General features: G+C 67.4%; 19 protein-coding genes. 7 read left to right on the top strand and 12 right to left on the bottom strand.

Translation table 11 applies throughout. From position 1 onward, the window contains the following. The first annotated feature begins 179 nt into the window (after window positions 1-179). Window positions 180-1,289: a 2-aminoethylphosphonate--pyruvate transaminase gene (locus B7G54_RS34275; RefSeq protein ID WP_085043136.1), complete on the top strand. Its 1,110-nt coding sequence runs from the start codon at window positions 180-182 to the stop codon at window positions 1,287-1,289. A gap of 102 nt (window positions 1,290-1,391) precedes the next feature. Here the strand turns inward: B7G54_RS34275 and B7G54_RS34270 are convergent, their stop codons facing one another. From B7G54_RS34270 to aroQ, 3 genes are read right to left on the bottom strand one after another with little or no spacing between them, the layout of a single operon-like run. Next, the gene (locus tag B7G54_RS34270; protein ID WP_085043135.1) at window positions 1,392-2,735 is read right to left on the bottom strand and encodes an MFS transporter; all 1,344 of its coding nucleotides are present in this window, start codon (window positions 2,733-2,735) and stop codon (window positions 1,392-1,394) included. A gap of 37 nt (window positions 2,736-2,772) precedes the next feature. Further along, window positions 2,773-3,627 (bottom strand): shikimate dehydrogenase, encoded by an 855-nt coding sequence (locus B7G54_RS34265; RefSeq protein ID WP_085043134.1) that lies wholly within the window; start codon window positions 3,625-3,627, stop codon window positions 2,773-2,775. Continuing rightward, a complete protein-coding gene (aroQ, locus tag B7G54_RS34260; RefSeq protein WP_043180853.1) occupies window positions 3,624-4,079 on the bottom strand; it encodes a type II 3-dehydroquinate dehydratase in 456 nt (151 codons plus the stop codon). Before aroQ ends, B7G54_RS34265 begins: the two co-directional genes overlap by 4 nt. Window positions 4,080-4,336: 257 nt before the next feature. On the opposite strand from aroQ, the gene B7G54_RS34255 reads away from it, so the two are divergent. Beyond that, complete coding sequence (locus B7G54_RS34255; RefSeq protein WP_085043133.1) at window positions 4,337-6,229, top strand: bifunctional sugar phosphate isomerase/epimerase/4-hydroxyphenylpyruvate dioxygenase family protein; 1,893 nt, start codon at window positions 4,337-4,339, stop codon at window positions 6,227-6,229. Window positions 6,230-6,517: 288 nt separating this feature from the next. After that, complete coding sequence (locus B7G54_RS34250; protein ID WP_085043132.1) at window positions 6,518-6,781, top strand: hypothetical protein; 264 nt, start codon at window positions 6,518-6,520, stop codon at window positions 6,779-6,781. 78 nt (window positions 6,782-6,859) lie between these two features. Here B7G54_RS34250 and B7G54_RS34245 read toward each other — a convergent pair whose 3' ends face one another. Further along, a complete protein-coding gene (locus B7G54_RS34245; RefSeq protein WP_085043131.1) occupies window positions 6,860-7,654 on the bottom strand; it encodes an AraC family transcriptional regulator in 795 nt (264 codons plus the stop codon). Window positions 7,655-8,315: 661 nt separating this feature from the next. Between B7G54_RS34245 and B7G54_RS34235 the strand changes: the two genes are divergently transcribed. Then, window positions 8,316-9,452, top strand: coding sequence for a branched-chain amino acid ABC transporter substrate-binding protein (locus B7G54_RS34235; protein ID WP_085043130.1), 1,137 nt, complete (start codon window positions 8,316-8,318; stop codon window positions 9,450-9,452). A gap of 333 nt (window positions 9,453-9,785) precedes the next feature. Then, the gene (locus tag B7G54_RS34230; RefSeq protein ID WP_085043129.1) at window positions 9,786-11,096 is read left to right on the top strand and encodes an MFS transporter; all 1,311 of its coding nucleotides are present in this window, start codon (window positions 9,786-9,788) and stop codon (window positions 11,094-11,096) included. Between the two features lie 103 nt (window positions 11,097-11,199). On the opposite strand, the gene B7G54_RS34225 is transcribed toward B7G54_RS34230, so the two are convergent. From B7G54_RS34225 to garD, 4 genes are all read right to left on the bottom strand, one after another. Further along, window positions 11,200-11,637 carry a DoxX family protein gene (locus tag B7G54_RS34225; RefSeq protein WP_085043128.1) on the bottom strand — a complete coding sequence of 146 codons (438 nt, stop codon included), beginning with the start codon at window positions 11,635-11,637 and terminating at the stop codon, window positions 11,200-11,202. Window positions 11,638-11,830: 193 nt separating this feature from the next. Beyond that, window positions 11,831-12,286 (bottom strand): RbsD/FucU family protein, encoded by a 456-nt coding sequence (locus tag B7G54_RS34220; RefSeq protein WP_069260787.1) that lies wholly within the window; start codon window positions 12,284-12,286, stop codon window positions 11,831-11,833. A gap of 78 nt (window positions 12,287-12,364) precedes the next feature. Continuing rightward, window positions 12,365-12,757 (bottom strand): nuclear transport factor 2 family protein, encoded by a 393-nt coding sequence (locus B7G54_RS34215; protein WP_085043127.1) that lies wholly within the window; start codon window positions 12,755-12,757, stop codon window positions 12,365-12,367. Between the two features lie 289 nt (window positions 12,758-13,046). Continuing rightward, on the bottom strand, window positions 13,047-14,600 hold the full coding sequence (gene garD, locus B7G54_RS34210; RefSeq protein WP_085043126.1) for a galactarate dehydratase: 1,554 nt from the start codon (window positions 14,598-14,600) through the stop codon (window positions 13,047-13,049). Between the two features lie 229 nt (window positions 14,601-14,829). Between garD and kdgD the strand changes: the two genes are divergently transcribed. Continuing rightward, complete coding sequence (gene kdgD, locus B7G54_RS34205) at window positions 14,830-15,744, top strand: 5-dehydro-4-deoxyglucarate dehydratase (RefSeq protein ID WP_085043125.1); 915 nt, start codon at window positions 14,830-14,832, stop codon at window positions 15,742-15,744. A 138-nt stretch (window positions 15,745-15,882) separates the two neighbouring features. On the opposite strand, the gene B7G54_RS34200 is transcribed toward kdgD, so the two are convergent. Continuing rightward, window positions 15,883-16,434 carry a hypothetical protein gene (locus B7G54_RS34200; RefSeq protein ID WP_085043124.1) on the bottom strand — a complete coding sequence of 184 codons (552 nt, stop codon included), beginning with the start codon at window positions 16,432-16,434 and terminating at the stop codon, window positions 15,883-15,885. 197 nt (window positions 16,435-16,631) lie between these two features. After that, a complete protein-coding gene (locus B7G54_RS34195; RefSeq protein WP_085043123.1) occupies window positions 16,632-18,209 on the bottom strand; it encodes an aldehyde dehydrogenase (NADP(+)) in 1,578 nt (525 codons plus the stop codon). Window positions 18,210-18,456: 247 nt separating this feature from the next. Between B7G54_RS34195 and B7G54_RS34190 the strand changes: the two genes are divergently transcribed. Beyond that, complete coding sequence (locus B7G54_RS34190) at window positions 18,457-19,836, top strand: MFS transporter (protein ID WP_085043122.1); 1,380 nt, start codon at window positions 18,457-18,459, stop codon at window positions 19,834-19,836. A 71-nt stretch (window positions 19,837-19,907) separates the two neighbouring features. Here B7G54_RS34190 and B7G54_RS34185 read toward each other — a convergent pair whose 3' ends face one another. Next, window positions 19,908-20,633: a site-2 protease family protein gene (locus tag B7G54_RS34185; protein WP_085043121.1), complete on the bottom strand. Its 726-nt coding sequence runs from the start codon at window positions 20,631-20,633 to the stop codon at window positions 19,908-19,910. After that, window positions 20,630-21,583 (bottom strand): DUF2167 domain-containing protein, encoded by a 954-nt coding sequence (locus tag B7G54_RS34180; protein ID WP_085043120.1) that lies wholly within the window; start codon window positions 21,581-21,583, stop codon window positions 20,630-20,632. Before B7G54_RS34180 ends, B7G54_RS34185 begins: the two co-directional genes overlap by 4 nt. Window positions 21,584-21,719 lie beyond the last annotated feature (136 nt).

Genomic DNA, 21,719 nt, shown 5'->3' with positions numbered 1-21,719 from the left:
CGGCCCGCCTCGCCGCCGCGCTGCGGTTGGTTTCGCGCGGCAAGCGAAGGATCACAGCGTTCGATGACAAACCCGTGACGAATGCGGCAATTTCCAACAAATGACACATTTTGCCAATATTATGCAAGTCACCCAGAAATGCCGCCCGGCGTTTCTCCCGACCTTTGCGAGGGAAAACCATGTCCGATCCGATTCTTCTTACGCCCGGCCCGCTCACCACGTCCGCCACAACCCGCCACGCCATGCAACATGACTGGGGCTCGTGGGATGCTGCGTTCAATCAACTGACGGCCAGCGTCTGCGCGGACCTCGTTGCCATTGCGCACGGCGGCGACGAGTACGTATGCGTACCGATGCAGGGCAGCGGCACGTTCTCGGTCGAAGCCGCGCTCGGCACGCTGGTGCCGCGCGACGGCGTCGTGCTGGTGCCCGACAACGGCGCGTACTGCGCGCGCATCCTGAAGATCCTCGGCCGGCTCGGTATCGAAGCGATCGCCTTGCCGTTCGGCGAGGACGCGGCCGTCGATCCGGCCGCGATCGAAGCCGCGTTCGCACGCGAGCCGCGCATCACGCACGTCGCGCAGGTGCATCTGGAGACGAGCGCCGGGATCCTGAATCCGCTCGATGGGATCGCGGCCGCGTGCCGGCGCCACGGCAAGCGGCTGATCGTCGACGCGATGAGCTCGTTCGGCGCATTGCCGATCACGCTCGCGGACAGCGGCATCGATGCGCTGATCTCGGCGAGCGGCAAATGCCTCGAAGGCGTGCCGGGGATGGGATTCGCGATCGTGCGGCGCGACGCGCTCGACGCGAGCGAAGGCAACTCGCCGTCGCTCGCGCTCGATCTCCACGATCAGTACGCGTACCTGCGCAAGACGGGCCAGTGGCGCTTCACGCCGCCGACGCACGTGATCGCCGCGCTGCGCGCCGCGCTCGACCAGTATCTCGCCGAAGGCGGCCAGCCGGCGCGCGGCGCGCGCTATGCGGACAACTGCCGAACGCTGGTCGAATCGATGCGCGCGCTCGGGTTCGCGCCTTTCCTCGATGCGAGCGTGCAGGCGCCGGTGATCGTCACGTTCCACGCACCCGACCACCCGGCCTACGATTTCCGCCGCTTCTACGACGCGGTGCGCGATGCGGGCTTCATCCTGTATCCGGGCAAGCTCACGCAGCTCGAGACATTCCGCGTCGGCTGCATCGGCGCGATCGACGCCAACGATATCCGGCGCGCGGTCGCGGCAATTGCGCAGGCGGTCGAATCGCTCGGCATCGCGGTGCAACGCGCATAAGGCGGCATGCCAGCCGGCGCACCCGCCGGCGCGCGCATACAAAAAAGCCCGGCGGCCAACCGGCCGCCGGGCGAACGCACGGGATATGCGTGGAGCCGGTGCTTACAGCTCGATCCGCTTGATGTCGCCGACGACGAAGATGTACGACAGCGCACCAATCAGCGCGATCACGCCAATAAACACGAGCGCGCCGACGAACGAACCGGTCGATGCGACAATGAAACCGACGACGAGCGGCGTGACGATCCCGGCGAGGTTCGCCGCAAAGTTGAAGATCCCGCCCGTGACGCCGAGCAGGCCGTCCGGCGCGATGTCCGACACGAGCGTCCAGCCGAGCGCGGCCATCCCCTGCGCGAAGAACGCGACCGACATGATCGCGATCACGGCCTCGTTGCTCTGCACGTAGTTCGCGAGAATGATCGTCGACGCGAGCAGCAGGCCCGCGATGATCGGCAGCTTGCGCGCAAGGTTCGCAGACTTGCCGCGACGCAGCAGCCAGTCGGAGAAAATCCCGCCGAACATCACGCCGACCGACGCGGCGATGAACGGCATCACCGCGAAGAAGCCGATCTTCAGCCAGCCCATGTGGCGCTCGGTGGCGAGGTAGGTCGGGAACCAGGTCAGGAAGAACACGAGCGTCGAGTTGCCGGCGAACTGGCCGAGGCAGATGCCTGCGAGCTGGCGCTTCTTCAGCAGTTTGCCGGCCATCGCCCAGCTGAACTTCGTCTGCGCGGCCTTGCCGCCCTTGTCGCCATCCTTGCGCACGCCGTGCACGAGAGCGCCTCCCGCCTCGATATACGCAAGCTCCTCCGAATTCGCGCCCGGATGGTTGCGCGGCTCGTGATAGAACTTCCACCAGACCAGGCCGAACACGATACCGACCGCACCGACGACCCAGAACAGCGAGCGCCAGCCGAACGCACCCATCAGCGCGAACAACACCGGGCTGAAGAACGCGAGGCCGATGTACTCGCCGACGGTATAGGTGCCCGTCGCCATCGCGCGCTCGTTCTGCGGGAACCACGTCGCGACGACGCGGCTGTTGGTCGGGAAGCACGGCGCCTCCGTCACGCCGAGGCCGAGCCGGCATGCGAACAGCGTCGCGATGCCCGGCACGAAACCCTGCAGGAGCGTGCACAGCGACCACAGCGTCATCGACCAGTAATAGGTGATCTTGCTGCCGAAGCGGTCGAGGAACAGGCCGCCGGGCACCTGCATCGCGACATACGTCCATGAAAACGCGGAAAACATGATGCCCATCACGGCCGCGTTGATGCCGAGCTCCTTGGTGAGCTGCGGCGCAGCCACCCCCAGCACGGTGCGGTCGAGATAGTTGATCATCGTGCCGATCGCGAGCAGCGCGAGAATCTTGTAGCGCGCCGAGGTGCGCCGGACGGTGCCGGACGCCTGCGCCGGCGCGGCGCTCGTGTGGGTGGTGTGCTGCATGGTCGTCTCCTGGTCTCTTTCTGTATCTGTAATGGGGTCAGCGCGCGACGAGCGACTGAAAGTGATCGAACATCCGCTCGGCGTCGGGCGTGCGCCCGGTGAAGATCTCGAACGCGTCGACGGCCTGGTAGACGGCCATCCCGCCACCCGGCAACGTGGCGCAGCCGGCCGCACGCGCCGCGTGGATCAGTTCGGTTTCGAGCGGGAAATACACGATGTCGGCCACCCACATGCCTGCGTGGAGCAGCTCGGCCGGCAACGGCAGGCCCGGATGCTTGGCCATGCCGGTCGGCGTCGCATGGATCAGGCCCGTCGCGGCGCGCATCGCGTCCGCGAGATCGCCGCCCTGCACGACCCGTGCCGCGGGGAAGCGCTGCTGCAGCTCGGCCGCGAGCGAGGCGGCGCGCGAGCCGTCGACATCGAAAATCGTCAGTTCGGCCGCGCCCATCTGCAGCGCCGCGTGCGCAACGGCCGCACCCGCGCCGCCCGCGCCGAGCTGGACAACGCGTTCGAGCGACGCGTCGGGCAACCCGCGGCGGAACGATTTCGCGAAGCCCGACCAGTCGGTGTTGTGGCCGATCCGCTTGCCGTCCTTGAACAGCACGGTGTTCACCGCGCCGAGCGCACGCGCATCGTCGGACAGCGCGTCGAGGTGCTCGATCACGCGCTGCTTGCACGGGTGCGTGATGTTCAGGCCGTTGTAGCCCATCCGCTGCGCGGCATCGAGCAGTTGCGGCAGTGCATCGACGGTCACGCCGAGCGCGTCGAGGTCGATGCGCCGGTAGACATAGCCAAACCCCTGGCGGAATCCTTCTTCCTCGTGCATCGCGGGCGACAGCGAGCCGCCGATGCCCTGGCCGATCAGGCCGATCAGAAACGACGGGCGGCTCATCGTGCGGCTCCCTGCGCGAACAGCGTCGCCAGACGCTGCAGCGCGAACACGTAGCCTTCGGTGCCGCAGCCGCAGATCACGGCTTCGGCGACCGCCGACACATAGGAATGGTGACGGAACGCTTCGCGGCGATGCACGTTCGAGATATGCACTTCGATCACCGGCTTCGCGATCGCGGAAAGCGCGTCGGCCAGCGCCACCGACGTATGCGTATAGGCCGCCGGGTTGATCACGATGCCGTGCGTGTCGTGACGCGCGGCGTGCAGCCAGTCGATCAGCTGGTGCTCGGCGTTCGACTGGCGGAAGTCGATTTCCAGCCCGAGCCCTTCAGCCGCCGTGCGGCAGCGCTGCTCGACGTCGGCGAGCGTTTCCGCGCCGTAGATATGGGGCTCGCGGGTCCCCAGCAGATTGAGGTTCGGGCCGTTCAGCACCAGCACCTTGTGCTTGCTCATCGTGATTCTGCTCCTGAAACAGGGGCGGACCGTGACCGGCATCGCCCCGAAAACATCGGAATTTGGCGCTAGTGTGCGCCCGGGAACGCCGGCTGTCTTTGCGGGTTTTCGCTAATTTGTACCATCTAGTTAGTTTGTACAATACGCATCACTAGCCCAGTAAATTCGGGATATGGCGTTCGCAATGAACTCAACGACTGGTTCATTCAGGGCCGGTTCGACCGGCGCCATACCCCGCTCATCCGCAGGATTCGCCCATGCAGCGCTCGATCGCCACCGTGTCACTGTCCGGCACGCTCGCCGAGAAACTCGCCGCCATCCAGGCCGCGGGCTTCGACGGCGTCGAAATCTTCGAAAACGACCTCGTCTACTTCGACGGATCGCCGGCCGACGTCCGGCGCATGGCCGCCGATCTCGGCCTCGACATCGTGCTGTTCCAGCCGTTTCGCGACTTCGAGGGCGTGAGCGCGGCCCAGCTCGCGCGCAACCTCGACCGGATCAAGCGCAAGTTCGACGTGATGCACGCGCTCGGCACCGACCGCATCCTGGTGTGCAGCAACGTGTCGGCCGACACGATCGCCGACGACGGCCTGCTCGTCGACCAGCTCGGCGCGCTCGCCGAAGCCGCACGGCAGGCCGGCGTGGTCGCCGCGTACGAAGCGCTCGCGTGGGGCCGCGTCGTGAAGCGCTACGGCCATGCGTGGCAACTCGTGAATGCCGTGAACAGCCCGCACCTCGGCCTTGCGCTCGACAGCTTCCACACGCTGTCGCTCGACGATTCGCCGGACGGGATCGCCGACATCCCCGGCGACCGGATCGCGTTCGTGCAGATCGCCGATGCGCCGAAGCTCGCGATGGACGTGCTCGAATGGAGCCGCCACTTCCGCTCGTTCCCGGGCCAGGGCGACTTCGACCTCGCGCGCTTCACCGCCCGCGTGATCGAATCGGGCTATACGGGGCCGCTGTCGCTCGAGATCTTCAACGACGGCTTCCGCGCGGCGCCGACCGCGATCACGGCCGCCGACGGCCATCGCTCGCTGCTCTATCTGGAGGAGCTGACGCGCGAGCGGCTCGCGCAGGACGGCCGCGCGCCGGCCGCCAGCCAGCCTTTGTTCGCGCCGCCGGCGCCGCCCGCGCACGTCGGGTTCCAGTTCATCGAATTCGCGGTCGACGCGCAGGCGGCGGCGACCGTCGGCGAATGGCTCGGCCGGATGCGCTTCCGGCTCGCGGGCCGGCATCGGTCGAAGGACGTGACACTGTTCCAGCACGGCGCCGCGTCGATCGTACTGAACGCGGAGCGCGACTCGTTCGCCGATGCGTTCTTCCAGCAGCACGGGCTGTCGCTGTGTGCATCCGCATTCCGTGTCGACAACGCGAAAGTGGCGTTCGAGCGCGCGGCCGGCTTCGGTTATGCGCCGTTCTCCGGCCGCGTCGGGCCGAACGAACGCGTGCTGCCGAGCGTACAGGCGCCGGACGGCAGCCTCGAGTACTTCGTCGACGAGGCGCCGAACGCACCGACGCTGTACGAATCGGACTTCGTGCTGACCGACATCGACGGCCCGAGCGAAGTCGGCCCGCTGACGGGTATCGACCACGTGTGCCTCGCGCTGCCGGCCGACGCGCTCGATACATGGATCCTGTTCTTCAAGACGGCGTTCGGCTTCGAGGCCGAACGCAGCTGGCTCGTGCCCGACCCGTACGGGCTGATGCGCAGCCGCGCGGTGCGCAGCGCCGACGGCTCGGTGCGGATCGCGCTGAATGCGTCGGTCGACCGTCACACGGCGGTTGCCGAATCGCTCGACCGCTACCATGGCACGGGGCTGAACCACGTCGCGTTCCGCACGGACGACATCGTGAAGACGGTCGCCGCGTTCGCGGCCGACGGCATTCCGTTCCTGCGCATTCCGCCGAACTACTACGACGATCTCGCCGCGCGCTACGCGCTGCCGGACGAACTGATCGACACGCTGAGCACGCACCACCTGCTGTACGACCGCGACGAGCACGGCGGCGAATTCCTGCATGCGTATACAGAACTGGTCGATAACCGCTTCTCGCTCGAGATCGTCGAGCGGCGTGGCGGATACGACGGCTACGGCGCGGCCAACGCGGCCGTGCGGCTCGCCGCACAGGCGCAGCGCAGGAAATAAGGGAACGAAGCGAGGCGGGATTTCGGGGCCGAATCATATTCGCGGCCCGTGGTTGCTTCAAAAAGCCGCCTCGAACGCGCACCATCGTGGTGAATCCTGCGGCCGCGTACCGGCCCGCGCGGCTGGCCGCGGTCGGGCCGGAAACTGCGTTCCGTATGGCGTTACATCCGGTAACCCGTACCGCAGCGCAGCATCCCGTCGCCCGCCGCTGTTTTAAGAATCGCTTAAGTCTTCGACGGCACCATCCGCAACCAGTACCCGATGGTTATCTCGAAAAGGAGGAAAGCGATGAGCGCCGTAGAAGCACCCGCGGGCCGCCAGGCCGCGCCCCCTGCAAAGAAGACGATGCTGCGCCGCCTGCTCAGTCATCATGAAATCGCGACGCTGCTCGTGCTGCTGCACGCACCGATCGGCGCGAACGCCAAACCCGAACTGCCTGCGCTGCAGGAAGCCGGACTCGTCGAGATGGTGAAGCTCGACGCCGATACCACCCCGAGCTTCCGGCTGACCGAAGACGGCACCGCCGTCCTGAAAGGGCTCGGCTACCGCTGAGCCGCCGTTTTCAGCGTTACCCCGTTACCCCGTATTGCCCCGATCCCTGCGACTCGCCGGCCCTTTCGGCGTGTCGCGTCACCCCGCCCGCTCCTGCAGCATCAACCGGTATTCCGTCGGCGTCACGCCGACCGTCGCCTTGAACTGGCGCGTGAACGCGCTGTGATCCGTATAGCCGCATAGCGCTGCGACGTCGGTCACCTTGTCGTGCGTGACGAGCAGCGCGGTGGCCGCATCGAGCCGCGTCTTCAGCAGCACCTGGCGCGGCGTCAGGTGGAACACCTTGTGGAAGTAGCGTTCGAGCTGCGCGACCGACATCCCGGCCATCTGCGCGAGCTGCTTCAGGTTCAGCGGCTGCACGTAGTGATCCTGGATGTGCTGGACCACGTCGGCGAGCCGGCTGTACGCCGGATGGGAGCCCTCGTGCGCCTTCAGGTCGCGCGAGATCCCCGCGAGGCCGACCACCCTGCCCGCGGCGTCGCGCAGCGGCTCCTTGCAGGTCAGGCACCAGCCCGGCTGGCGGCCCGGATACAGGTGCAGCTCGAGTTGGTCCGTCAGTTGCTGGCCGGCGTTGATCGTCGCCATGTCCTGCTCGAAATAGCTGCGGCCGAAGCGGCGCGGAAACACTTCGTCGGCCGTCTTGCCGAGCAGGTCGCGCTTGTCCTTGTAGCCGCAGCGCATCGCCAGCGTGCGATTGACGAGCGCGTAGCGGCCGTTCGCATCCTTGACGAAGAACGCGACGTCCGGCAGCGCGTCGAACACCGGTTCGAGCAGGCGGAAGTGCGCAAGCATCGCGCCGAGATCGGCGTTGTCGGGCTGGTAGCGCAACGTTTCGGACAGGCTCATGGGCGGTACGGCAAGCAAGGGCGTCATCCCGGCAACCGCAAGGCGAGTGGCAGATGGCGTCGATTATAGAAGCGCCCCTTCGATCGCGTCGCGCCGATCGCAAAGGCGGGCAAGTTGGCGGCGGCCGTCGCATCGCGACGCCGATCGGCCGGCATCGACACGCGACACACGTTGCGTGCGCAACCACTGCGCCGCGCGGGCGGCGGCGCACTGCGAATCCGCTTGCGCCAGCGCGGCAGCCGCGCATGCTCCGATGCCGGCATGCCGTGCGCACACCGGCGCACGGGCGCACCGGCACGACGCGCCCGAACTCGCCAGCATAGGAATGCGCACGTGCAGCGTCTTGGCGCGTTTGCGCATTCGGCGTGACGATTTCAGCATATATCAGGGTTATCGACGATATGCCGATATCGTCGCCGGCCGCGCACCGAACGCGCAAGACGCACGCATTTTCGCTAACTAGACTTCGCTTCACGGTCACGAGACGACCTTCCGCCGCGGCAGCAATCGGCGTGCACGGCCTGCGGCATCGGCCCTCATGCACGCCGATTCCGGCACAGCCCGGACAACACGCGGCAAGCACGCACGGCCCTCGCATCGGCGTGCCGACCGAACCGTCTCGCCCGGTTTACCGCGGCCGGCCCGCCAGCCGGCGGCGGCCCAACCACGCCATCAAGGGGAAGTGAAAGTGAAGCTGAAGGTATCGCACGTCGCGCTGGCCGCTGCCTGCGCACTGTCGGGCGCGCACGCCATTGCCGCCGACGTCGTCAAGATCGGTTTCGCCGCACCGCTGACCGGCCCGCAGTCGAACTACGGCACGGACATGCAGAAGGGCGTGCAGCTCGCGATCGCCGATTTCAACGCGACGCGTCCGACGATCGGCGGCAAGCCCGTCACGTTCCAGCTCGATTCGCAGGACGATCAGGCCGACCCGCGCACGGGCACGACCGTCGCGCAGCGGCTGATCGACGACAACGTCCGCGGGATCATCGGACACTTCAACTCGGGCACGAGCATTCCCGCGTCCGACCTGTACGATCGCGCGGGGCTGCCGCAGATCTCGATGGCCACGTCGCCGCAATACACGGCGCGCGGCTACAAGACGACCTACCGGCTGCTGACGAGCGACGCGCAAGCGGGCCGCATCGTCGGCACCTACGCGGTGAAGACGCTGCGCTTCAAGCGCATCGCGATCATCGACGACCGCACGGCCTACGGGCAGGGCATCGCCGACGAATTCGCGAAGGCCGTCGAGGCGGCGGGCGGCACGATCATCAAGCGCGACTTCACGAACGACAAGGCGCTCGATTTCTCCGCAATCCTGACCAACCTCAAGGGGATGAACCCGGACGCGATCTTCTACGGCGGCGGCGATGCGCAATCGTCGCCGATGATCCGCAAGATGCGCCAGCTCGGGATGAAGTCGGCATTCGTGACGGGCGAGATGTCGCGCTCGCCGACGTTCCTGAAGGTCGGCGGCGACGCGGCCGAAGGCGCGATCGTCTACATGGGCGGGCTGTCGAAGGAAAAGATGCCGGGCTTCGCCGGCTACGCGGCGCGTTACAAGGCGCGCTTCAACGAAGACGTGATCACCTACTCGCCGTACTCGTATGACGGCACGATCGCGCTGCTCACCGCGATGAAGGACGCGAACTCGACCGATCCGAAGGTGTACACGCCGTATCTCGGGAAGGTGTCGGTCAAGGGCGTGTCGGCCCCCAACATCGCGTACGACGCGAAGGGCGACCTGAAGGATGCGCCGGTCACGATCTACAAGGTCGTGCACGGTGCGTTCAAGCCGGTCGATACGATCGCCGGCAACTGATACGCGAGACCCTGCCTCGCGCGGCGCGTCAGCGGCTCGCCCGCCGCCCGCGCCGCGCGCGCTTTTGCCTCGATCTCGACCTCGGCCTCGCGTTCCGAAGCGTTCCTCGGCGCATACCCGCGCGCGCATTTCGCGCTCCTGTAGAATCCCCCCACCCGCTTTGACGCCTCGTCCCCGCCGCGCCCCATCCCGGTGCGGCGGCGCATGTTTCGTGCCTCACCCGGCACGCGGCACGCTTCGACGACGCAAGCCGCGCCTTGTCAGTCCATGCCGAAAAGCGGGCCCTGGAGACGCAGCACCGACAACTACATTCGAAAACCGATCGTCCTGACCATGCAAGCTTCCGAATTGAGCGGCGTGCCTCGCGCCGCCGAACGCGCGCTCACGCGCAGCGACTACAAGACCCTTGGCCTTGCCGCACTCGGCGGCGCCCTCGAGTTCTACGACTTCATCATCTTCGTGTTCTTCGCGCCGGCGATAGGACAGCTCTTCTTCCCGCACGACATTCCGGACTGGCTGCGCCAGTTGCAGACGTTCGGCATCTTCGCGGCCGGCTATCTCGCGCGCCCGCTCGGCGGCGTGATCATGGCGCACTTCGGCGACCTGTTCGGCCGCAAGCGGATGTTCACGCTGAGCGTGCTGATGATGTCCGTGCCGACGCTGCTGATGGGCCTGCTGCCGACCTACGACACGATCGGCATCCTGGCGCCGGTGTTGCTGCTGCTGTTCCGCGTGCTGCAGGGCGCGGCGGTCGGCGGCGAAGTGCCGGGCGCGTGGGTGTTCGTGTCCGAGCATGTGCCGTCGCGCCACATCGGCTATGCGTGCGGCACGCTGACCGCGGGCCTGACGGCCGGCATCCTGCTCGGCTCGCTCGTCGCCGCCGGCATCAACAGCCGTTACTCGACCGCCGAAGTCGGCGCGTTCGCGTGGCGCATCCCGTTCCTGCTCGGCGGCGTGTTCGGCCTGTTCTCCGTGTACCTGCGCCGCTGGCTGCATGAGACGCCGGTGTTCGCCGAGATGAAGGCGAAGAAGGCGCTCGCGGCCGAGATTCCGCTGAAGGCCGTGCTGCGCGACCACGGCCGCGCGGTGATCGTGTCGATGCTGCTCACGTGGATGCTGTCGGCCGCGATCGTCGTCGTGATCCTGATGACGCCCGCGCTGCTGCAGAAGCAGTTCCACCTGACGCCCGCGACGACGCTGTTCGCGAATAGCGTCGCGACGCTGTGCCTGACGGCCGGCTGCATCACCGCGGGTTCGCTCGCGGGCTGGATCGGCGCGAAGCGTGTGCTCGGCATCGGCGGCATCGGGCTGGCCGCGTGCTACTACCTGCTGTTCGTGCAGGTGGCAGCCGACGCGTCGACGCTCCCGCTCTACTACGGGATCGCGGGCTTCATGGTCGGTACGATCGGCGCGGTGCCGTTCGTGATGGTCAAGAGCTTCCCGGCCGTCGTGCGCTTCTCGGGCATCTCGTTCTCGTACAACGTCGCGTATGCGATCTTCGGCGGCCTCACGCCGGTGATCGTGTCGCTGATGATGAAGTCGAATCCGCTCGCGCCGGTGGTGTACGTCGCCACGATCTGCGTGCTCGGCGCAGTCGCCGTGCAGTTCTCGAAGGATGCGAAGGACGTGAAGGCCTCGCACTGAGCGCCGGCGCGCGCACTCGCGCCATGAACAAAGGGCCGAATCCCGCGGGATTCGGCCCTTTTACTTTGCTTCAGCGCAACGGCAACGGCGTGCGTGTGTGTGCTCAGCGCAGGCTGCCGTACGACGAACTCGGCCGGCGCAGGCCGTCGATGCTCGCGCCGCCGGCGCCGGTGACGAACAGCAGCAGGAACCCACCGGCGATCGCGACGTTCTTCCAGAAATGGATCACCATGTCGTGCTGGACCGCGGCGTCCGTCGCGTCCCAGAAATTGTGCCCGACCATCGCGGTCGCGACCGTGTAGAACGCCATCAGCAACGCAAGCGGCTTCACCTTGTAGCCGACGATCAGCAGCAGCCCGCCGAGCCCCTCGATCGCGACGACGATCGGCCCGATCACCTGCGGATACGGCACGTTCAGCCCATGCAGATAACCGATGAAATCGCCATAGCCGAGCAGCTTCATCACGCCACCCCACAGGAACAACGCCGCCAGCGCCAGGCGCGCGAAAAAAATGACGCCGGAATCGACGGAACGCGTCATGCCTCTCTCCTCGTATGCAATTCGGCCGGCCGCCCGGGCACGCCCGGACAGCTCGGCGCCGCGCGGCCCTGCGGGGCCCGCGGCAAATGGGCCAGCATAGACAGAGTTTCGGCCGTGTCCAAGAAAAAGGTTGTAGCAAATCTTTACACGGCGGCGGCCGCGCGACCCGAAGGCAGCGGCATGGAAAAGGCGTTTAGCCCGCGTCGCTCAACAACACGCCCTTCTTGAAGATGAAGCAGCCGTAGCCGCGCAGCTCGCCGGTGACGATCACCGCGTAGGTCTGCTGCGCGCGCTCGTAGAACGCAAACCGATCGATGCCCGCGAGCGGCACCGCGCGCCCTTCGGCGCGGTCGATCTCGGCCTGCACCTCGCGCTGCACGGGCGGCACCGCCGCCGCATCGCCGACGACTTCCATCCGCCACGCAGGCGTGTCGACGAACGTGTCGAGCGGCAGCACGGACAGCACCGCACGGACGACGCGCGCCGAATCGGCGCCGTCGATCCGCAATGCGCGGCCGACCACGGTGTGCTCCGCGACGGACTCCGCCGGGAAATTCGCGTCGCAGATCGCGATTTCGTCACCGTGGCCCATCGCGCGTAGCGTGTGCAGGATGTCGGCGTGCAGCAGCGGGTCGAGATTCTTCAGCATGCGGGTAGTCTCCGGGATCAGGAACGAACCGCATAACGTTACCCGATCCCGGTGGCCGCTGCGCGTGCTTCGCTCGCATCACGACGCCGCGGCCGGCATTTCGTCGATGAAACCCGTGACCGACGCGAGGCGGCCCGACGCGTCGACGGTGCCGAAGTCCGAACCCTTCACGATCGCCGCGCCGTCGGGCGACACGAGCGCCCACGAGAACCGCAGGTGCTGGCCGAACCCGTCGACGTCGGTCGTGCGGCGGAAGCGGAACGCAGGGAAGCGCGCCTGCACGGCCGCGATCATCGCGTCGATGCCGGCGTGGCCGTCGCCGGCCATCAGCGGATCGCGATAGGCCGCGTCGCTCGCGTAGGTCGCATCGATCAGCGCGCGGCGGCGCGCGACGTCGGGTTCGTTCCACGCGTCGAAGTAGCGGTCGATCAGGTCGGCGTGAACGGACGATGCGGACTGGGTGGTGTTCATGGCGAGGCTCCTTGTGTCGATGAGAGGACGATGTCGCGAACATGGCGTGTTTCGTATTCGCGTGCAGTCATCGTCGCCGGCCTCGCGCGGGCGGTCGATTACGTACAAGGTAAGGAAATCGCGCCGGTCGCGTCGGTCGCGTCGAGCCGGAGGGCCGCTCCGCACTCCGGACGTGCCCCGCCATGAAGCCGGTTCTCCGCATCGCGGGTATCCCGCCGACGTTTGCGCCGCCGCAATGAAAACGGGCGCCCTCGGGCGCCCGTATCGTCTGCCGCTCCGACCCGATGCGTCAGGTCACCGGCGCCGGATTGAACAGCGTCAGCGCATTCGCGAGTTTCCATTGCTCGGCCCACGTGCGGCGCTTGCCGCTCGCGACGTCGAGCATCAGCCGGAACAGTTCCCAGCCGGTGTCCTCGATCGTGGCCGCGCCGGTCGCGATCTGTCCCGCATCGAGATCCATCAGGTCGTGCCAGCGGCGCGCGAGGTCGCTGCGCGTCGCGACCTTGATCACCGGCACCTGTGCGAGACCGTACGGCGTGCCGCGCCCGGTCGTGAAAATGTGCAGGTTCATCCCGGCCGCGAGCTGCAGCGTGCCGCAGATGAAGTCGCTCGCGGGTGTCGCCGCGTACAGCAGCCCCTTCTGCTTCGCGCGATCGCCGGGACGCACGACGCCGGCGATCGGCGCGCTGCCCGACTTCACGATCGACCCCATCGCCTTCTCGACGATGTTCGACAGGCCGCCCTTCTTGTTGCCGGGCGTCGTGTTCGCGCTGCGGTCGACGCGACCGCGCTGCAGGTAGCGGTCGTACCAGTCCATCTCGCGGATGATCTCGCGTGCAACGTCCTCGTTCGCCGCGCGCGACGTGAGCTGCGCGACGCCATCGCGCACTTCCGTCACCTCGGAGAACATGATCGTCGCGCCCGCGCGCACCAGCAGGTCGGCCGCGAAGCCGACGGCCGGGTTCGCGGTGAGCCCCGAGAACGCGTCGCTGCCGCCGCACTGCACGCCGACGACGAGATCCGACGCAGGGCACGTCTCGCGGCGGCGGCGGTTGAGCCGCTCGAGATGCGGTTCGGCCATCTTCATGATCGAGTCGATCATCGAGTTGAAGCCGACGTGCGCGGCATCCTGCAGGCACACGACACCGCCGTTGTCGGTCGCGCCATCGGCGGCCACCGGAATCGTGCCGGGCGGCAGCAGGCGCTCGGGCTGCAGCTTCTCGCAGCCGAGGCTCACGGTCATCACCTCGCCGCCGAAGTTCGGATTCAGGCTGATGTTGCGGAGTGTGCGGATCGGGATGTCGGCGTCGGGCGCGTCGATCGCGACGCCGCAGCCGTACGTGTGCTCGAGCCCGACCACGTCGTCGACGTTCGGATAGCGCGGCAGCAGTTCGGCCTTGATCCGCTTCACCGCGTGCTCGACCACGCCCGACACGCACTGCACGGTCGTCGTGATCGCGAGGATGTTGCGCGTACCGACCGAGCCGTCGGCATTGCGGAAGCCTTCGAACGTATAACCTTCGAGCGGCGGCAGCGGCGGCGCGGCGCGCGTCGCGAGCGGCAGGTCGTCGAGACCCGGCGGCTCGGGCATGCGCATCGTGCGCTCGTTGACCCAGCTGCCGCGCCGCAGCTCGACCAGCGCATAGCCGATCACCACGTTGTAGCGGACGATCGGATCGCCGGCCGCGAGATCGACCAGCGCGACCTTGTGCCCCTGCGGCACGCCTTCGCGCAGCGTCAGCCCGTCGGCGAACGTCGCGCCCTCGGGCAAGCCGCCGTCGTTGACGACGATCGCGACGTTGTCGTCGGGATGCACGCGGATGTAGAGCGGGGAAGCAGTCATCGGAATTCCTGGAAGCTATCGACCATATCGTTAGTCATCATACGACATTCAACCCCAGGCCGCGATGCTGCGTAAACCCTTATCCGGAAAGACCCTACTATTTAAGCAGCCGCAAACCGCTTGCGTCCCCCTTCCCCTCGTTGTACGATGACATACAACGACATCGCCAATGTGGCTCGTATGCCGTTCCCGACGAACCCAGCACTCGCGCTAGACGGACGACCCAACCATGACTTCACCGCAAGAACTCAAACAGATCATCTCTCACGGCCTGCTGTCGTTTCCGCTGACGGATTTCGACGCCGACGGCAGCTTCCGCCCGTCCACCTACGCGGAACGCCTGGAATGGCTGGCGCCGTACGGCGCGAGCGCGCTGTTCGCGGCCGGCGGCACCGGCGAATTCTTCTCGCTCACGCAGCGCGAGTATTCGGACGTGATCCGCGTCGCGACGGAAACCTGCAAGGGCAAGGTGCCGATCCTCGCCGGCGCGGGCGGCGCGACGCGCGTCGCGATCGAATATGCGCAGGAGGCCGAGCGCCTCGGCGCGAGCGGCGTGCTGCTGATGCCGCATTACCTGACCGAAGCAAGCCAGGAAGGGATCGCCGACCACGTCGAGCAGGTGTGCCGCGCCCTGAAGATCGGCGTCGTGGTGTACAACCGCGCGAATTCGAAGCTGAACGCCGACATGCTCGAGCGCCTCGCCGACCGTTGCCCGAACCTGATCGGCTTCAAGGACGGCGTCGGCGAAATCGAGAGCATGGTGACGATTCGCCGCCGCCTCGGCGACCGCTTCGCGTACCTCGGCGGCCTGCCGACGGCCGAAGTCTATGCCGCCGCGTACAAGGCACTCGGCGTGCCGGTGTATTCGTCGGCCGTGTTCAACTTCATCCCGAAGACGGCGATGGCATTCTACGAAGCGATCGCGAAGGACGACCACGCCACGGTCGGCCGCCTGATCGACGAGTTCTTCCTGCCGTACCTGAAGATCCGCAATCGCCGCGCGGGCTATGCGGTCAGCATCGTGAAGGCGGGTGCGAAGCTCGTCGGCCACGACGCGGGCCCGGTGCGCGCACCGCTCGTCGACCTCAACGACGACGAAGTGGCGGAGCTCGACGTGCTGATCAGGAAGATGGGCCCGCAGTAAGCGGGCGCGGCCGGCGGCGCGGGCCTTCATCGGCGCCGCGGCCGGCAGTGTTGCATCGCGGCCGGCGCTTGCCGGCCGCGACCGTTTGTATCCTCTCCGCGATGGCGCATGCATCCGCCGCGATGCGCGCCGCCGCCGTCACATCTGCGTGATGATCCCGACGATCCGGTGACGCACGTTCGCGAGCCTGACCCGCGTCGCCTCGATCTGCCCCTGCGTGCCCGCCCGCGCGCGCGCATTCGATTCGCCGTCGAGGATTTGCCCGAGCACATCGCGGTCGACAACCGCATCGAAGAACCGGCCGACCGTGATCGTCGCCGACTGCTTCGCAGTCGCGAGCTGGCTGTTCGCCTGGATCAGCGCGTCGGTGCGCAGGCTCGGGTCGCGTTCGTCGATGCTGCGCCGGTACTGGAGCGCGAACACCAGCGCTTCCATGTCCTGGCGGAAACGGCGAACGGCCTGCCCGAACACGAGCGAATGCGCGTCGGCGCCCGTGACGAGCCGCCCCTGGTTGATCGTCACGTCGAATTCGCTGCCGCCGAGGTCGCGCTGGAATTCCAGCAGCGCATTCGCGAGCACGCGCCCTTCGCTGTATTGGCCGACCTGGGTGCGCACGGATTTCGCGACATCGCCGATCGCCTTCCACAATCCGGCCGCGAACAGGTGGTCGCCACGCTTGTTGATGTTCATGGATTCAGTACCCTCTTGGACTTTTTCTCGCGCTCTCAGGCTTCGCCTGCGGGCCGGGCGGCCCGAGGCTTCGCTACTGTAGGAGAAATTCCGGCGCCACGGAAGGCACGTTGAAAAAAACGGAGACGGCCAGTCGGCCGCCTCCGCTTTCGTCCATTCGGCACGCGGCCCGGCGATTGCCGCCAGGCCGCTGCACGTCACTCCGCCTTCCCGTCCCGCAGCCGCGGAATCCCGAGCGGGTTCTTCTCCTGCAACCCTTCCGGCAGCAGATCGTCCGGGAAATCCTGGTAGCACACGGGCCGCAGGAAACGCTCGATCGCCGTCGCACCGACCGACGTGACGGCCGGGTTCGACGTCGCGGGGAACGGCCCGCCGTGCACCATTGCGTCGCACACCTCGACGCCGGTCGGATAGCCGTTCACGAGCAGGCGCCCGGCCTTGCGTTCAAGGATCGGCAGCAGCCGGCGCGCGAGCGGCTTGTCGTCGGCGTCCATCTGCAGCGTGGCCGTCAACTGGCCCTCGAGCGCTTCGAGCACGCGCGCGACCTCGTCGAGATCACGGCAGCGCACGATCAGCGACGCCGGCCCGAATACCTCGTGGCTGAATGCCGGCTCGGCCAGGAACGCCTGCGCGCCGACTTCGTACAACGCGCCGCCGGCCTGGCAGTCGGTCTGCGCCGCCTCGCCCGCGCCGATTTCGCGCACGCCCGGCAACTCGGCCAGCTTGCCGCGGCCGTTGCGATACGCATCGGCAATGCCGCGCGTGAGCATCACGCCGGCCGGCTTCTTCGCGAGCGCCTGCGCGGCAACAGTTTCGAAGCGGTCGAGATCGGGGCCGCCGATCGCGAGCACGAGGCCCGGGTTCGTGCAGAACTGGCCGACGCCGAGCGTCAGCGAATCGACGAAGCCCGTTGCGATCGCGTCGCCGCGCGCGGCGAGCGCCGCCGGGAACAGCACGACCGGGTTGATGCTGCTCATTTCCGCGTACACGGGAATCGGCTGCGGGCGCGCGTTCGCGATCTGCACGAGCGCCATGCCGCCCTGCCGCGAACCGGTGAAGCCGACCGCCTGGACCGCCGGATGGCCGACCAGCGGCGCACCGATCACGCGGCCGGGGCCGACCAGCAGCGAGAACACGCCGTCCGGCATGCCGGTTTTCACGACGGCGGCGCGGATCGCGCGGCCGACCAGCTCGGACGTGCCGAGGTGCGCTTCGTGCGCCTTCACGATCACCGGGCAGCCGGCCGCGAGCGCCGAGGCCGTATCGCCGCCAGCCACCGAGAACGCGAGCGGGAAATTGCTCGCACCAAATACGACGACGGGGCCGAGCCCGACTTTCTGCAGCCGCAGGTCCGAACGCGGCAGCGGCGTGCGCTCGGGCTGCGCGGGATCGATCGACGCGGCGAGGAAACGCCCGTCGCGCACGACGCGCGCGAACAGCCGGAGCTGGCCGACGGTGCGGCCGCGCTCGCCCTGCAGCCGCGCGACGGGCAGACCCGTTTCGGCGTGCGCGCGCTCGATCAGCGCGTCGCCGAGCGCGACGATTTCATCCGCGATCGCGTCGAGAAACGCGGCGCGGGCCGCGAGCGGCTGCGAGCGGTACGCATCGAACGCGTCGCGTGCGAGTTCGCACGCGCGGTCGACGTCGGCCTGCGTCGCGATGCCGAACGCCGGTGCGTCGATCGGCGCGCCCTTCGTCGGGTCGAACGCGTGCAAGGTGCCGGCCGAGCCGGCCACCGCGTCGGCGCCGATCAGCATCTCTCCTGTCAGTTGCATGGGGTGTGCTCCGTGGTTCGGGAATAGGTTGCTCATTGTAGCCCAACAGATATGATGTCCGCCCACCAAACATCAATATTCACGCCAACCGCCGGACCGGCGCCGATGCGCGCGAAATCCTTGTATCACAGGATATTCCCCGGGATTTTTACCATTTCACGTCATCTCTCAGAGGGAAAACCCGAGGTTTCTGCGTCTGATTATTGCCGATAAACTGCCGCCATGTCATACGACGACGTACATCAAAGTGCCTAATCAGACCTCCCCACGCGACCTGCCGCTCGACCTCGCGCGCACCGCGCGCCGGACCGCCGTGCGCTACTGGATCCTGGCGATGCTGTTCGTCGTCACGACGCTCAACTACGCGGACCGCGCGACGCTGTCGATCACCGGCACGCCGATCCGCAAGGCATTCGGCATCGATCCGGTGACGATGGGCTACATCTTCTCGGCGTTCAGCTGGGCGTACGTGCTCGCGCAACTGCCGAGCGGCTGGCTGCTCGATCGCTTCGGCGCGCGCCGCGTCTATGCAGCCAGCATCTTCCTGTGGTCGGCGTTCACGCTGCTGCAGAGCACGATCGGCCTCGGCGGCAGCGCCGCGTTCGCGGTCGCCGCGCTGTTCGCGATGCGCTTCGCGGTCGGCATCGCCGAAGCCCCCGCATTTCCCGCGAACGCGAAGGTCGTCGCAAGCTGGTTCCCGACCGCCGAGCGCGGCACCGCGTCGGCGATCTTCAACGCCGCGCAGTACTTCGCGGCCGTGGTGTTCTCGCCGCTGATGGCGTGGCTCACGCACGCGTATGGCTGGCACCAGGTGTACCTGTGGCTCGGTCTCGCGGGCATCGCGCTCGCGTTCCTGTGGCTGCGGGTCATGAAGGACCCGGCCGACCATCCGGCCGTGAACCGCGCAGAACTCGAGCACATCGAGCAGGGCGGCGGACTGGTGCGCACCGCCGCGCGCGGCAGCAACGGCGCGCGCCGGGAAGGCAGCCGCGTGGCCGGCTGGTACTACGTGCGCCAGTTGCTGTCGAACCGGATGCTGATCGGCGTGTACCTCGGCCAGTACTGCGTGAACGTGCTCACCTACTTCTTCCTCACGTGGTTCCCGATCTACCTCGTGCAGGCGCGCGGAATGTCGCTGCTGAAAGCCGGCTTCATGACCTCGCTGCCCGCGATCTGCGGGTTCCTCGGCGGCGTGCTCGGCGGGATGCTGTCGGACGGGCTGATCCGCCGCGGCGTGTCGCTCACGCTCGCGCGCAAGATCCCGATCGTCGGCGGGATGGCGCTGTCGATGGTCATCATCGGCTGCAATTACGTCGACAGCGAAGTGCTGGTGATCGTGCTGATGGCCGTGTCGTTCTTCGGCAAGGGGATCGGCTCGCTCGGCTGGGCCGTCGTCGCGGATACCGCACCGAAGGAAGCGATCGGCCTGTCGGGCAGCCTGTTCAACATGTTCGGCAACACGGCGGGCATCGTCGCGCCGATCACGATCGGCTACCTCGTCGGCGCGAGCGGCTCGTTCAACGGCGCACTTGTGTTCGTCGGGTTGAACGCGCTCGTCACCGTGTTCAGCTATCTCGTGATCGTGAAGGACATCAGGCGTGTCGAACTGCGTCATCGCGACACCTGACGTTCAACTTCGACACAAAACCACGGCGGCCACGTAAAAACGGCCGCCGTGGTTGCATCAGGTCCCGGGTATCAGATCGACGAATGCGCGACGCGCAGCATGTCGTGCACGCCGGACGTCATCAACGCGAGAAACGCGAGCAGGCCGACGTAGCAGAGCGCGTACGTCGTCTTCGTCTCGATCGACGTCGCGTAGTACACGCGGTTCTCCGGCGCGTCGGGATCGTAGCGCCACGCGCGCTTCAACTGCGGCAGCGCGAGGATCGCCATCACGATCAGCAGCGGGCTCGGGCGATACACGAACAGCGCGATCAGCACGGGCACGCCCGCGAACCAGATGCGCGGCGACAGCACCGCGGTGATCCGCCCGCCGTCGAACGGCGACAGCGGAATCATGTTGAACAGATTGAGGAAGAAGCCCGTGTACGACAGCGCGAGCAGCAGGTTGCTGTCGTAGTGGCGTGCAGCCGCGTAGCAGGCCAGCGCGCCGAGCGTGCCGACGAACGGCCCGGCGAGCCCAACGTACGCCTCGGTTTCCGCGTCGTGCGGCATCTCCTTCAACTGGATCCACGCGCCGACGAACGGGATGAAAGTCGGCAGCCCGACGTCGAGCCCGCGCCGCTGCGCGGCGATGTAGTGGCCGGCCTCGTGCACCAGCAGCAGCGCAACGAAACCGGCCGCGAACCGCCAGCCGTAGAACAGCGCGTAGACCGCGAGCGAGGCCAGCATGGTGCCCGCCGATACGAGCACCTTGCCGAGCTTGAGGCCGCCGAAGATCAGCAGCAACAGCTTCGTCATTCCTTGCGCTCCGCGCCGGATGCGCCGGATGCGTCGGCGACGGCCGGTACCGCGGCCGCCTTCGGCTTGCGCCCGAAGAAGCGCTTCAGCGCCGCGCCGCCGGCCAGCAGCGCGACCGCGCCGACCTTGAAGAACTTCACCGCGAACGCGCCGATCAGCGCGAGCAGCCCGAGCTTCTTCGCGCCGACGCCGACGATCAGCGCCGCGAGGCCGTACTCGGCGACGTGGTCGGTCGACTTGTTGAAATCGGCGTAGCGCTTGCCGTCGTTGAAGCTGATGCTCGACAGCAGCTCGTCGGCCGCCCCCTTGTATTTCGGCAGGTCGGCGAGCGTCGACGCCATCGTCAGCGACAGGTAGCCGTCGCGGCCGAGCACGAGCGTCCGGTAGTTCACGCCGTCGTTCTCGGCGTTCGGGGCCGCGCCCTTGTCGCGGATGATCGCGGACCACACGAGCCGGTGCGTGGCCGCGTCGTACGCGGGCGCCTTCGCCCAGCCGACCACCTCGGTTTCCGGCAGGCCGCGCTCCTTGCGCCCCGGGTTGTCTTCCTCGGTGCCGGACTGCAGGCTCTTCAGCAGCTCGTCGGGCTTCCAGTCCTTCGCGTCGTCGTCGCGGATATAGCCGCTCGGCTCGAACGACACGACCGAGATCCAGTCGGCATCGGGATCGTCGGGCAGCACGAGGCCGACCAGCTTGGTTTCGTCGATCGAGTTGCCCATCGAGCGCAGGTAGCGGCCGGCTTCGGCGGCCGGCACGAACGATTCGCCGGCCTTCAGCTTCAGCACGGCTTCGTGTTTCACGTCGATATCGGTCGGGCCCTTCACGACCGCGTCGTTGGCGGCCGCGGCGGCGGCCCGCATTTCCACCTGCGCAGCTTCGGTCTGCGCGTGGCCGGTGGTCGCGGCGAATGCAAGCGTCGCCACGCAGGCGAGCCGGACGGCAAGTTTTTTCATTGTTGGATTCCCCTGGAATGCCTTGTCGTAAATATGCACGGCACCGGCCCAGGCGCTTTCAATCGCGGGTCCGGCGTCGTCTCTCAGTTGGCACGGGGGCTATGGTAACGCAGCGCGGTGACGCACCCGGGGAACG

The organism is Burkholderia puraquae, from assembly GCF_002099195.1.
Lineage (GTDB): Bacteria > Pseudomonadota > Gammaproteobacteria > Burkholderiales > Burkholderiaceae > Burkholderia > Burkholderia puraquae.
The sequence above is the reverse complement of the archived record's forward strand: the minus strand, read 5'-3'. Positions and strand labels throughout refer to the sequence as shown.